This is a genomic window from Promicromonospora sp. NPDC059942 (assembly GCF_042731755.1).
Classification (GTDB): Bacteria; Actinomycetota; Actinomycetes; order Actinomycetales; family Cellulomonadaceae; genus Promicromonospora.
On record NZ_JBHWLR010000003.1, the window covers coordinates 310,564 to 323,087 of the forward strand.

The following is a 12,524-nucleotide window of genomic DNA, read 5'->3' on the forward strand; positions in this document are numbered from 1 at the left end:
CACACCCACGGGGTCCGAGCCCCACCCCCCCCCCCAAAGCGTCGGAAACCCCGGGTTCCTTCTGTGAACTGGGCCGTCTACCACGTTCGGCATGGGCGGCCGACGACGGAGCGTCAGGCCTGGAGCTCCTCCTGCGTCACCAGCGGGTACACGCCGTCGGCGTCATGCACCTCCCGCCCCGTCACGGGCGGGTTGAACGTGCAGATCAGCCGCAGGTCCGTCGTCGGCCGCATCGTGTGCTTCTCGTTGCCGTCCAGCAGGTACATCGTCCCGTCGGAGATCTGATGGCGCTCGCCGGTCTCCCGGTTCTCCAGCTCGCCGGTGCCGCCCACGCAGTACACGGCCTCGATGTGGTTGGCGTACCACATCTCGGTCTCCGTCCCGGCGTACATGGTGGTCTCGTGGAACGAGAAGCCCACGCCCTCCTGGGCGAGCACCAGGCGGCGGCTCCGCCAGGTCTCGGACCGCACATCGCGGTCGGTGTCCTCCAGGTCGGCCAGTCGCGTGACGATCACTTGGTGTCCTCTCCTCGGGGGTCTGCCTGGTTCGCAGGTCCGGCAACTTGGTGCCCGGAAACTTGGGGTCCGGAAACATCGCGGACAGCGCTGTCGTCGACCGCCGGCGCGCCCAGCACCTCGGCCGTCGCGGCCGCGATGATGTCGATGCCCGACCGCAGCTCGTCCGAGCCGATGGTCAGCGCGGGCATCGTCTTGAGCACCTCGTCCTCGGGGCCCGACGTCTCCACCAGCAGGCCCCGCTCGTAGGACGCCGCGGCGACCTTCGACGCCGCCGACGGGTCGGGGAACTTGATGCCGGTGAGGAACCCCCGGCCCTTGACGACGGCGCCGTCGTACCCGTTCGCGATCTGGGCCAGGCCGTCGTGCAGCTCGGTGGCGCGCGCCCTGACACCCTCGGCGAAGGTGTCGTTCGCCCAGAACTGGTTCAGCGCCGCGGTGGCCGTGACGAACGAGGTGTTCTGCCCGCGGAACGTGCCGTTGTGCTCGCCGGGCTCCCACTGGTCCAGCTCGGGACGGATCAGGGTGAGCGCCATCGACAGCCCGAAGCCGGAGATCGACTTCGACAGGCACACGATGTCGGGCACGATGCCCGACTCCTCGAAGCTGAAGAACTCGCCCGTGCGGCCGCAGCCGGCCTGCACGTCGTCCAGGATCAGCAGGATCCCGTGGGCGCGGCACAGCTCGGACAGCGCGCGCAGCCACTCCGGCCGCGCCGCGCTGAGCCCGCCCTCGCCCTGCACGGACTCCACGATGATCGCCGCCGGCTTGTCCACACCGGAGCCGCTGTCGCTCAGCACCCGTTCGAGCCACAGGAAGTCCTCGGTGGCGCCCGAGAAGTAGTCGTCGTACGGGATCTTCGAGCTGTTGGTGAGCGGCAGGCCCGCGCCGTTGCGCTTCATCGAGTTGCCGGTCACCGACAGCGCGCCCAGCGTCATGCCGTGGAACGCGTTGGTGAACGACAGGATGTGCTGCCGGCCGGTCACCTTGCGGGCCAGCTTGAGGGCGCTCTCCACCGAGTTGGTTCCCGTCGGGCCGGGGAACATCACCTTGTAGTCCAGGTCGCGGGGCGCCAGGATCCGGTCCCGGAACGTCGTCAGGAACTCCCGTTTGGGCACCGTGTGCATGTCGAGCGCGTGCACGATCCCGCCGCTGCGCAGGTAGTCGATCAGCGCGTCCAGCAGCACCGGGTGGTTGTGCCCGTAGTTGAGGGCGCCCGCTCCGGCGAAGAAGTCGAGATAACTTCGCCCGTCCTCGGCCTGGATCGTGCTGCCGGACGCCGTGGTGAAGGTCGTGGGCCAGCTACGGCAGTAGCTGCGCACCTGGGACTCGAGCTCGTCGAAGATGCTGGTGCTGCTGGTCGACGGGTCGGTGGGCATGGCGGTGTTCGGGCGCATGGCTCCTTCTGCGGTCCGGCTCTGCCGGCCGGACTCGGCTGGGGTTGATCGTGTGCGGTCCTGCAGGGGTGTCTGACCGGGACCAGGGTCAGGAGAGTGGCCCGATGCGGAACACGAGCTCCGCGTCGTGGCCGTCCGGGAACGCCTCCGTGGGGAAGACGGTCCGCACGTCGACGGGCGCACCCTGGGCCGACGCGAAGGACATGAACAGGGCGATCGACGCCGTGTTGTCCGAGGTGATGGTGGTCTCCACGTGGGTGCACCCGGGGTGCTGCCCCGCGAGGTGCGCGAGCATCCGGGACGCCAGCCGCTGTCCGCGGTAGGCGTGATCCACGGCCACCTGCCAGACCATCAGGGTGGTCGGCTCGTCGGGCCGGACGTATCCCGTGACGAACCCGGCGGGTTCGCCGTCGACGGTCACGATCACCGACGTCCGGGCGAAGTCACGTGCCCACAGGAGGTACGCGTAGGACGAGTTGAGGTCCAGCGTCTTGCTGTCGCGCGCCAGGCGCCACATCGCTGCTCCGTCATCGACGGTGGGCTCCCTCAGCGCCACCATGGTCTCGGTCGGATGGATGTGCTTGAGTTCCTCTTCGAGGTTCTGCATGACAAATCGACCGTAACGAACTTGGGTGATAATTGCACATTGCGAACCCGTGACGATCCCGTGACTGGCATGTTCCCGCGGCAAACTCGGGGTAACGCCGCTAGCGCGCCCCGGCGCGCTAGTCTGTCGCGGTGAGCGAGCCATTCATCCGCCAGTACCACGTCGCCGACCGCGCCGACGTCGCCGACATCTGCGTCCGCACCGCCGCGGCCGGCACCGACGCACGCGGCATCTACTCGTCCGACCTGATCATGCCCGACGTCTACGCGCTGCCCTACGTCGACCACTCCCCCGACCTCGCCTGGGTCGTCGAGCACGAGGGCCGCGCCGCCGGGTACATCGTCGCCGCCGCCGACACCCGCGCCTTCGCCCAGTGGTGGGCACGCGAGTGGACGCCGGGCTTCGTCGAGCGCCACCCCGCCCCCGGCCCCGCCACGGGACACAACCCCGGCTACACCGAGGCCCAGCTCCTGCGCGACGGCGCCGACCCCGAGCGCATGGTCCGCGGCCTGCGCCACGGCGAGCTCGAGACACACCCCGCCCACCTGCACATCGACCTGCTGCCCGTGCTGCAACGCCGCGGCCTCGGCTCCCAGCTCATCGACACCCTCCGCGCGGCGCTCGCGGAGCGGGACGTGCCGGGCGTGCACCTCGGCTACGCGTCCGAGAACACCTCGGCCGCCAAGTTCTACGACCGGTACGGCTTCCAGGAGCTCCCCTCCTCGACCCCGACCGCCCCGCTGGTAGGCATCGCCACCTCCTGAAGCCCTCCACGCCTCAAGCCCTCGCTGAGTGCTGGGTATTTGCGCTCTTTCGTGGGCCAGAAGCGCAAATACCCAGCACTCAGCGGCGTTCTGGTCAGCGCGGTTCTGGTCAGCCTTCCTCGGCGGCGTCCGTCCAGGCTCGGCGGACCTGCTCGAAACGGGTCGGCAGCGGCGGACGCAGCGCGCCGTAGCGGGCGTTGGTCCGGTGCACGAACCGGCGCCACGACAGCACCAGCCCCTGCCGCGTGATCGGCAGGCCGGACGCGACGGTGGTCCCGTTGTCGTGCGTGTGGTGCACCGTCAGGAGCAGCGCCCGCGGCACCGAACCCTCCAGCTCGGCCGCGAGCTCCTCGCGCACCACCATCCAGTGCTTGAGCAGCACCACGAGGTCGGCCGGCAGCAGGTGCCGACGCGGCGTGCGGTGCTTGCCATGCCGCACCAGCACGCTGCCCTCGGTCGACTTGGCGCGCGCCGGCCCCAGGTCGATGTCCTCGACCCGCACGCGCAGCAGGTCCCCGTACCGGGAACCCGTCGCCCGCACCAGCCCCGTGATCACCGCCAGGCGCGCCGCCTCCGGCTTGGCCCCCGGCCGCATCGCCTCCGTGGACAGCTCGCGCCACACCCACTCGGCCTCCTCGAGGGTCACCGGCGGCCGCGGGTACCGGCCGGGCTCCCCGGCCGGGGCTGATGGTGACGTGGCATCGGCACTGGTCATGGGTCTGAATATACGCTTGGCACACTATTAATCAAGGAGAAACGCGGAAGGGAGACACTGTTCGACGACGGTGCGGCGTGAACTCTGCGACAACTCAGCGACAACCCGGTGCGTACCCTCTGACGGTGGACCTCCCCGGCACGATCGCCCGCCCCGTCGACCACGAGCTGGTCATCAAGAAGTCCCGGTTCCTGGCCCACCTCGCGCCCGCCCGCAGCGTCGCCGAGGCCGACGCCGTCATCGCCCGCCTCCGCAAGGAGCTCTGGGACGCGCGGCACCACTGCGTCGCCATGGTGCTCGGCACCCGCGCCGACCAGGCCCGCTCCTCCGACGACGGCGAGCCGAGCGGCACGGCCGGCGTCCCGATGCTGGAGGTCCTGCGGCACCGCGACCTCACCGACCTGGTCGCCGTCGTCACGCGGTACTTCGGCGGCGTGAAGCTGGGGGCGGGCGGGCTGGTGCGCGCCTACTCCGGGGCGGTCGCCGCGGCCCTGGACGAGGCCGCAGCGACCGGCGCCCTGCTGCGCCGCGAGCTGCTGCTGGAGACCGAGGTCCCGGTCCCCCACGGCGACGCCGGCCGGATCGACAACCTGCTGCGCGACTGGGCGTCCACGCACGGTTCGGTCATGGAGCCGCCGTCCTACGACGCCGTCGCCCGGCTGCGCCTGCTCGTGCCGAAGGACCAGGTCGAGACCCTGGTCGCGGACGTCGCGGCCGCCTCGGCGGGCACCCTGGTCCCCGTCGTCGGCGACGCCCGCGTCGTGGACGTACCCGTCCCGGCGTCCCCGGCGCGTCGTCCTTGACTGGTCCCGCGACGGGGTGAAGTCTCTGGGGCACCCAGCACGTGCCCGCACGCAAGGCTCGCCCCAGCAAGGCCCGCACAAGCAAGGCCCGCACCGTGGAGGGAACGACCATGCACCGTCGCATCCGCCCGTCCGTCGCCGTCGTCGCACTGACCGCCACCGCCGCGCTGCTCGCCGCGTGCGGCGCGCCCGCCGAGGAGCAGTCCGGGTCCATCACCTTCTGGACGCCGCAGTCCACGCCCGAACGGGTCGCCGCCCAGGAGGCGGTCGCCGAACGGTTCACGCAGGAGACCGGCATCGAGGTCGACGTCGTCCCGCTCGCCGCGGCCGACCAGGACCAGGCCCTGGTGACCGGCGCCGCCTCGGGTGAGGTGCCCGACGTGATCCTCGCGGGCGCCTCGCAGGTGACCTCCTGGCAGTCGCAGGGCCTGCTGGACACCGACGTCGTCCAGGAGACCCTCGACACCCTGGACCCCGCCACGTTCAACGAGAACGCGCTCGGCGCGGTCACCGTGCAGGACGCCGACACCGGCGAGAGCACGATCGCCGCCGTCCCCAGCGACGGCTGGGTGCACCTCATCGCCTACCGCACCGACCTCCTTGAGGAGGCGGACGTCGAGGTGCCCACCACGGTCGCCGAGCTGGCGCAGGCCGCCACGACCGTAAAGGAGGAGCTGGACGTCACCGGCATCGCCCTCGGAACGCAGTCCGGCACGGCGTCGGGCACGGAGGGCATCGAGTCGATCTTCCAGTCCGCGGGCTGCCGGCTCGTGTCGGACGGCGAGGTCACCATCGACTCGCCCGAGTGCACCGAGGCCGCCGGGCTCTTCAAGGAGCTGCGCGACTCGTCGGTCGCGGGCGACTACGACGTCGAGTCGGCGCGCGCCGCGTACCTGGCGGGCGACGCCGCCATGCTGCTGTTCTCGACCCACATCCTGGACGAGCTGGCGAACCTCGACGAGGCGGTGCCGCCGTCGTGCAAGGAGTGCGCCGACGACCCGGAGTTCCTCGCGAAGAACTCGGGCTTCATAACGGTCCTGGACCCGCCGGCGGGCTCCGCTGCCGCCTCGGAGGCGGGCCCCGCCCAGTTCGGCGCCACCCTCGCCTACGCCGTCCCGGCCCACGCGAACGCCGACGAGGCCCGGCAGTACATCGAGTTCGTGCTGGGCGAGGGCTACGCCGACACGCTCGCCGTCGCCACGGAGGGCCGCCTCCCCCTGCGGACCGGCACGCCCGAGAACCCGACCGAGTACCTGGACGCCTGGGGCGGCCTGGGCTTCGGTCCGAAGGTCGAGTCGTCGGTCGCCGAGGTGTACGGCGACGACCTGGTCACCGCCATGGGCGAGGGCATGTCCGCCGTCGCGCGCTGGGGCCAGGGCACGCCCGACGCGACGCTCGCCGGCCTCGTGGCCACGCAGGGCACGCTCGCGCAGCAGCTCGACCCGCTGTACGGCGGCGCCGAGCCCGCCGACGTGACCGGGCAGATGGCCGCCGACGTGACGGCGTTGCAGCAGGACCAGTGACGCCCGGTCGCCCGCCGTCGGCCCGCACGAGGATCGCCCGCCCGCGCCGGACGGCGACCGGCCGCGCCCGGCGCGAGAACCGCTCCGGCTGGCTGCTCGTCTCGCCGTCCCTGGCGGTCGTCGCCCTGGTCGTGCTGCTGCCGTTCGCGCTGGTGGTCGTGTTCGGTTTCTCGGAGATCCGACTGGTCGACATCCCGTACCTGGGTACCGAGCCCATCGAGTGGTCGCTGGAGAACTTCCGCCGGGCGGCGGCGTCGCAGGCGTTCTGGGGCGCGTTGTGGACCACGGTCCTGTACGCGGGCCTGACGGCGGCCGGGTCGCTGGCCGTCGGGCTCGTGCTGGCCCTCGCGCTGCGCCGGCCGTTCGCCGGCCGCGGGCTCGTCCGCGCCCTGCTGCTGGTCCCGTACGTGCTGCCCGTGGTGGCCGCCGCGACCATCTGGAAGACGATGCTGAACCCGCAGTACGGCGTCGTGAACGCGTTCGGGCGGGCCTACCTGGGCTGGGACACGCCCGTGGGCTTCCTCAGCACCACCACCGCCGACGTCTGGGGCATCCCCGTGCCGGTCGCGCTGCTGGTGGTGGTGCTGTTCGACATCTGGAAGTCGGCGCCGCTCGCCTTCCTGTTCCTCACCGCCCGGCTGCAGTCGGTGCCCGGCGAGATCGAGGAGGCCGCGGCGCTCGACGGCGCGAACCGCCGCCAGAACCTGCGGTTCATCCTGCTGCCGCAGCTGCGGGCCGTGGCCCTGTTGCTCCTGCTGCTGCGGTTCATCTGGTCGTTCCAGAGCTTCGACGACGTCTACCTGCTCACCGAGGGCGCCGGGAGCACGCAGGTCATGGCCATCCAGGTCTACACCGAGCTGGTGACCAAGGCCGACATCGGCAGCGCGGCCGCGTTCGGGCTGCTCATGAGCCTGATCCTGGGCGTGCTGCTGGTGGGGTACGTGGTGCTGTCCCGTCGGACGGAGGAGTCATGAGGCCTGTCACGAGGGAGAAGTCATGAGCGGCGTCCGCCCCACCCCCGCGGCGCGCGCCGGCCGCACCGTCGTCGTCGCGATGGCCCTGCTGTGGTCGTTGGGCCCGGTCGCGTACGGCGTCGTCCTCTCCCTGCGCCCGTACGGGGAGGTGACCCGCGACCCGCTGGGCCTGCCGACGTCCCTGGACCCGTCCGCGTTCGCCACGGCCATGCGGGACGAGGCCGACGGCGGGTTCGGGCTGGGCCGGTTCGTGCTCAACTCCCTGGGCGTGGCCCTCGGGACCGTCGTGCTGAGCATCGTCGTGTGCGTGCTCGGCGCCTACGCCGCCGCCCGCCTGCGGTACCGGGGCCGGGCCGTCACGAACGGCATCATCCTGGCGGTCTACCTGTTCCCCGGGATCGTGCTCGCGGTGCCGAAGTTCGTGATCCTGTCGCGGCTGGGGCTGACCAGCTCCCTGGTGGGCCTGCTGATCGTCTACGTGGCGGCCACGGTGCCCGTGGCCCTGTACATGATGCGCAACTTCTTCCTGGCGCTGCCCGCCAGCGTCGAGGAGGCGGCGATCATGGACGGCTGCACGCTCGGCCAGCTCCTGGTCCGGGTGGTGCTGCCGATCGCCGTCCCGGGCGTCGTGGCCACCGCCATCTACGTGTTCATGATCGCCTGGAACGAGTACTTCTACGCCCTGCTGTTCCTGGTGCAGCACCGCGACCTCTGGACGGCGCCGCTCGGCATCGCGCAGCTCGGCGACTTCCAGGTGCCGGTCACGGTGCTGCTGGCCGGGTCCATCGCGGTGACGGTGCCCGTGGTGATCGTGTTCTTCCTCGCCCAGCGGTACATCGTGTCGGGCCTGGTCCAAGGATCCGAGAGATAAGGATCCGAGAGATGAGGAGCTGAACGATGAGGAGCCGAGAGATGAGGAGATCCCGATGACCTCAGCACTCCGCCTGGCCGTGCTCGGCGCGGGCGGCCGGGGCGCCGACGCCTACGGTCGCTGGGTGCGGGCGCACCCGGACCGGGCCCGGATCGTGGGCGTCGCCGACCCGGCGCCCGCCCGGCTGGACGCCCTGGCGGGCACGACGGCGGCCCGCTACGCCGACTGGCGCGACCTCGTCGCCGACCTCGGCCACCTGCGCCCCGACGCCGTGCTGATCGCCCTGCCGGACGCCCTCCATGTCCCCGCGGCCACCGCGGTGGCCCAGGCCGGCCTGCCGATGCTGCTGGAGAAGCCCGCCGCCCCCACGCTGACCGGGCTGACCGACCTGGCCCAGGTGGTACGCCGGACGGGCGCCCGGATCGCCGTCGGGCACGTGCTGCGGTTCGCGCCCTTCTGGCGGGCGGTCCGCGCCGTCGTGGCGTCCGGCACGCTGGGCGACCTCGCGACGATCGAGGTGCGCGAGAACATCGGGTTCTGGCACTTCGCGCACTCGTTCGTGCGCGGGAACTGGCGCAACGCCGCCGGGTCGAGCCCGATGGTGCTGGCCAAGACGTGCCACGACCTCGACCTGATCCGCTGGCTCGCGGGCGCCTCGCCCCAGTCGGTCTCCAGCGAGGGGTCCCTGCTGCACTTCCGGCCGGAGAACGCGCCCGCCGGCGCGCCCGAGCGGTGCACCGACGGCTGCCCCGCGGCCGCGAGCTGCCCGTTCTACGCGCCGCGGTACTACGTGGACGCCCTGCGCGACGTCACGAGCCACCCCGTCGCGATGCTGGGTGACGACCTCTCCCCCGCGGGCCGGATCGCGGCCCTGCGCCGTGGGCCGTACGGGCGCTGCGTCTACCGCTGCGACAACGACGTGGCCGACCACCAGCAGACGCTCCTGCGGTTCGCCTCCGGCCTGACCGCCACGCTCACGGCCAGCGCGTTCACCGCCGAGAACACCCGGCACCTCGCGATCACCGGCACGCGCGGGCAGCTCCACGGGCACCTGGGGTCGGGCGAGATCCGGGTCGACCTGTTCTCGCCGTCGGGCGGGCTGCCGGAGGCGCTGCTCTCCGAGGCCGGGGCCGAGGTGGTCTCGTCGGGCACCGTCTCGTCGGGCACCGTCTCGTCGGGCACCGTCTCGTCGGGCACCGTCTCGTCGGGCGCTGCCGGGCCCCTGGGGCACCCCGCGTGGACCCTGGTCGCCCGCGCCGACACCGTGGCCGCGGACCACCGCGGGCACGCGGGCGGCGACGACGGCCTGATGGACGCGTTCTGCCGGGCCGTCGCGGACGGCACCGTGGGCACGGGCGAGCTGTCGTTCGCCACCGCGCTGGACAGCCACCTCATGGCGTTCGCGGCCGAGGAGTCGCGGACGGGCGCGGGCGCGGTGGACTTTCCGGCATGGGCGAGGACGGCGCTGGGGTCGGCGGGTCTGGAGTCGGCGGGTCTGGAGTCGGCGGGTCTGGAGTCGGCGGGTCTGGAGTCGGCGGGTCTGGAGTCGGCGGGTCTGGGGTCGGCGGGTCTGGGGTCCGCGGGACCGGGCTCGACGGGGTCGGCATGACGGGCCCGGCGTGGGCCGACGCCGTCCGCGGCGTCGCCAGGCGCGCGGGGCTCGATCCCGAACGTGTGACGGTGGAGCTCCTGGCGCTGGGTGCCGCGGGCGCACCGTCGGACGAGGAGCCGGCAGGCATGGGCCCGTCCGAGAACCCGCCGGCGAGCGCGGCCACCTTCCGGGCCGAGGGCGGCCGCCTGACGATCCGGGCGACCGACCCCGTCGCGGCGTCGGTCGCCCTGGGCCGGTACGCGCGCACGCACCTGGGCACGCGGCTCACGTGGTCGCGCCCGCGGGTGGGCGCGGGACACCTCCCCGACGCCCCGCGCACCGCTGTCTCGTCCCCACAAGCCGTGCGGTACTACCTGAACGTGGTGACCTTCGGGTACTCGACCCCATTTTGGGGCTGGGACCGCTGGGAGCGGGAGATCGACTGGATGGCGCTGCACGGCGTCACGCACCCGCTCATGCTGGTGGCACACGAGGCAGTGCTCACCGAGACCTTCCGCCGCGCGGGCCTGCCGGACGCCGAGGCCGCCGAGTGGATCGGCGGCGCCGCGCACTTCCCGTGGACGTTCATGGGCGGCATGCACTCGTTCGGCGGCCCGCTGCCCGCCCGCTGGGCAGAGCGCCGCGTCGACCTGGCCCGACGCATCCTGGCCCGGATGCGCGAGCTGGGCATGACGCCGGTGCTGCCCGGGTTCGGCGGGCACGTGCCGCCGGTGCTCGCTGGGCAGGGTCTGGCACAGCAGGATCTGGGACAGCAGGGTCCGGGACAGCAGGGTCCGGGACAGCAGGGTCCAGCACAGGTGCAGGGACAGCCCGTCGACGAGATCGAGTGGCAGGGCTGGCACATCCCCCTGCTGCACCCGGAGTCCCCGCGCTTCCAGAAGCTGCACGCGACGTTCGCGGCGGTGCAACGCGGGCTGCTCGGCCCCGGGACGGGGTTCTACGCGGTGGACCCGTACATCGAGTCGGTCCCGCCGTCGGGCGACGTCGGGCACCTGCGGGCCGCGGGACGCGGGATGTACCGCGCCCTCGCCGAGGCGGCCCGGGCGGCCTCCGAGCCCGAACCCGTCTGGGTGCTCCAGGGCTGGCCGTTCCACTACAAGGGCGCGTTCTGGACGCCGGACCGCGTGGCCGCGTACCTGCGCGACGTCCCCGCCGACCGGACGCTCGTCCTCGACCTCTGGGGCGAGCACGTGCCGCTGCACACGGCCCTGCTCGCCGACGGCGGCCCGCTCGCCGGCCGGCCCTGGGTCTGGTGCGCGCTGCACAACTTCGGCGGCCGGCCCGCCCTGTTCGGCGACCTCGCCGGACTCGTCCGGGACGTGCGCGCCCTGCCCGACGGCGTCGCGCATCTCCGCGGCGTCGGCCTCGCCCCCGAGGCGATCGAGAACAACGAGGTCTTCTACGAGCTCGCGACGGACCTCGCCTGGGACGACGCCCCGCACTCCCCCGCAGACCTCGACCCAGCAAACCTCGACCCAGCAGACCTCGACACTTGGCTGGAGAGCTTCGTGCTGACCCGGTACGGGCTGACCGGGTCGTCGGGGCTGATCCCCGACCCGGTGCCGGGAGCTGCTGAGGCGGCGCTGCGCGCTTGGCACACTATTTATTCGACGCTCTACGGTCCCGAACGCACCCGATCCGTACCTACGCCCGTCATCGCCCGGCCGTGGAGCGCGGGCCTGCCGTTCCCGGCCCAGCGCAGCGCCGGCGAGGCGCTCTCCGGCCCGCAGCCACCCACGCCGTCGTCCAACGTGGACGCCGAGAACGACCCTGCGACCGCGTCCGCCCTCCCCCGGCTGGCCGAGGCGGTCCGGGAGCTGGCCGCTGTACACCGGGCGTTGTCCGGCGAGTCCTCGGACGGCGACGCTTTCAGCAGTGGCTCGGACGGTGACGCAGGCGGCAGCACTTCCGGCGGGCTTCCCGGCGGCGTTCCTTCCGGCGGGCGTCCCACCGGCAACCCTGCCGGCCAGAGCCCTGACGGCAACGCTCCCGGCAGCACCTCGGACGAGGATTCTGACCGCCCCGCCGCACCTCTCCCCGCCGCACCCCGCGACGTCCTGGCCGCTGACATCGCCGAGCTCACCGGGCACGTCCTCGCACAGGGCACGCGGGTGCACGTGCGCGGCATCCTCGCGGCGGCGCGGGACGGCGACCCCGACGGCGTCCGCGACCACATGGGACGCCTGCGCGCCGACCTGCTGGCCCTGGACGCCCTGGCGGCCGAACGCCCCGAGACCCGGGTGTCGACGTGGATCGACGCCGCCCGCGCCTGGGGCGACACCCCCGCCGAGCGCGACGCGATGGAACGCGAGGCGCGGAGCCTGGTCAGCGTCTGGGGCGGCCAGCACAACGGCCTGCACGACTACTCCGGCCGGCACTGGCACGGCCTGGTCCGGGACCTGTACCTGGCGCGCTGGCAGGCCTGGGCCGACTGGCTCGCCGACGCCGCCACGACAGGCCCCGTGCCGCCGGACGCCGACCCGACGGCGCTGCGCGCCCGCATCGTCGCCATCGAGGAAACCTGGCGGTCGACGACGTCCGACTGACGAACGGGCCCACGCCCTGCCTACCGGTTCCGCCCCTCAGGAGATCGCTAGAACGGCGCGCGGTCGCTGGTACGTCAGGTGATCGGTGGATCGTCAGGTGATCGGCAAACCCCAAAGACCACCCCCCGACAATCCCCCCACCCCCCCGCCCCCCCCGGCGCACAGCAGCCCAAAAAACAAAGATCCATACCTTAAAC

General features: G+C 72.6%; 11 protein-coding genes. 7 read left to right on the plus strand and 4 right to left on the minus strand.

Translation table 11 applies throughout. The annotated features are described in order from the left end of the window. Positions 1-113: 113 nt before the first annotated feature. The 3 genes from ACFV9Q_RS06500 to ectA all read right to left on the minus strand — a co-directional run bounded on the left by ACFV9Q_RS06500 (position 114) and on the right by ectA (position 2,519). Entirely contained in the window at positions 114-515 is a 402-nt protein-coding gene (locus tag ACFV9Q_RS06500; protein WP_377232440.1) for an ectoine synthase, read from the minus strand. Then, entirely contained in the window at positions 512-1,912 is a 1,401-nt protein-coding gene (gene ectB, locus ACFV9Q_RS06505; protein WP_377233690.1) for a diaminobutyrate--2-oxoglutarate transaminase, read from the minus strand. The genes ACFV9Q_RS06500 and ectB overlap by 4 nt, the downstream gene beginning before the upstream one ends. 88 nt (positions 1,913-2,000) lie before the next feature. Continuing rightward, positions 2,001-2,519 (minus strand): diaminobutyrate acetyltransferase, encoded by a 519-nt coding sequence (gene ectA, locus ACFV9Q_RS06510; protein WP_377233691.1) that lies wholly within the window; start codon positions 2,517-2,519, stop codon positions 2,001-2,003. Positions 2,520-2,650: 131 nt separating this feature from the next. Here ectA and ACFV9Q_RS06515 point away from each other — a divergent pair, with 131 nt between their 5' ends. Further along, a complete protein-coding gene (locus ACFV9Q_RS06515; RefSeq protein ID WP_377232437.1) occupies positions 2,651-3,283 on the plus strand; it encodes a GNAT family N-acetyltransferase in 633 nt (210 codons plus the stop codon). A gap of 109 nt (positions 3,284-3,392) precedes the next feature. On the opposite strand, the gene ACFV9Q_RS06520 is transcribed toward ACFV9Q_RS06515, so the two are convergent. After that, complete coding sequence (locus tag ACFV9Q_RS06520) at positions 3,393-3,998, minus strand: tyrosine-type recombinase/integrase (RefSeq protein ID WP_377233692.1); 606 nt, start codon at positions 3,996-3,998, stop codon at positions 3,393-3,395. A 125-nt stretch (positions 3,999-4,123) separates the two neighbouring features. Here ACFV9Q_RS06520 and ACFV9Q_RS06525 point away from each other — a divergent pair, with 125 nt between their 5' ends. The 6 genes from ACFV9Q_RS06525 to ACFV9Q_RS06550 all read left to right on the plus strand — a co-directional run bounded on the left by ACFV9Q_RS06525 (position 4,124) and on the right by ACFV9Q_RS06550 (position 12,327). Continuing rightward, entirely contained in the window at positions 4,124-4,801 is a 678-nt protein-coding gene (locus ACFV9Q_RS06525; RefSeq protein WP_377233693.1) for an IMPACT family protein, read from the plus strand. A 110-nt stretch (positions 4,802-4,911) separates the two neighbouring features. Continuing rightward, positions 4,912-6,324 (plus strand): ABC transporter substrate-binding protein, encoded by a 1,413-nt coding sequence (locus ACFV9Q_RS06530; protein WP_377233694.1) that lies wholly within the window; start codon positions 4,912-4,914, stop codon positions 6,322-6,324. After that, a complete protein-coding gene (locus ACFV9Q_RS06535; protein ID WP_377230198.1) occupies positions 6,321-7,298 on the plus strand; it encodes a carbohydrate ABC transporter permease in 978 nt (325 codons plus the stop codon). Before ACFV9Q_RS06530 ends, ACFV9Q_RS06535 begins: the two co-directional genes overlap by 4 nt. 22 nt (positions 7,299-7,320) lie before the next feature. Continuing rightward, positions 7,321-8,169, plus strand: a complete 849-nt coding sequence (locus tag ACFV9Q_RS06540) for a carbohydrate ABC transporter permease (protein WP_377233695.1) — start codon at positions 7,321-7,323, stop codon at positions 8,167-8,169. Between the two features lie 55 nt (positions 8,170-8,224). After that, positions 8,225-9,778 carry a Gfo/Idh/MocA family protein gene (locus ACFV9Q_RS06545; protein ID WP_377233696.1) on the plus strand — a complete coding sequence of 518 codons (1,554 nt, stop codon included), beginning with the start codon at positions 8,225-8,227 and terminating at the stop codon, positions 9,776-9,778. Continuing rightward, entirely contained in the window at positions 9,775-12,327 is a 2,553-nt protein-coding gene (locus ACFV9Q_RS06550; protein ID WP_377233697.1) for an alpha-N-acetylglucosaminidase TIM-barrel domain-containing protein, read from the plus strand. The genes ACFV9Q_RS06545 and ACFV9Q_RS06550 overlap by 4 nt, the downstream gene beginning before the upstream one ends. Positions 12,328-12,524: the final 197 nt, after the last annotated feature.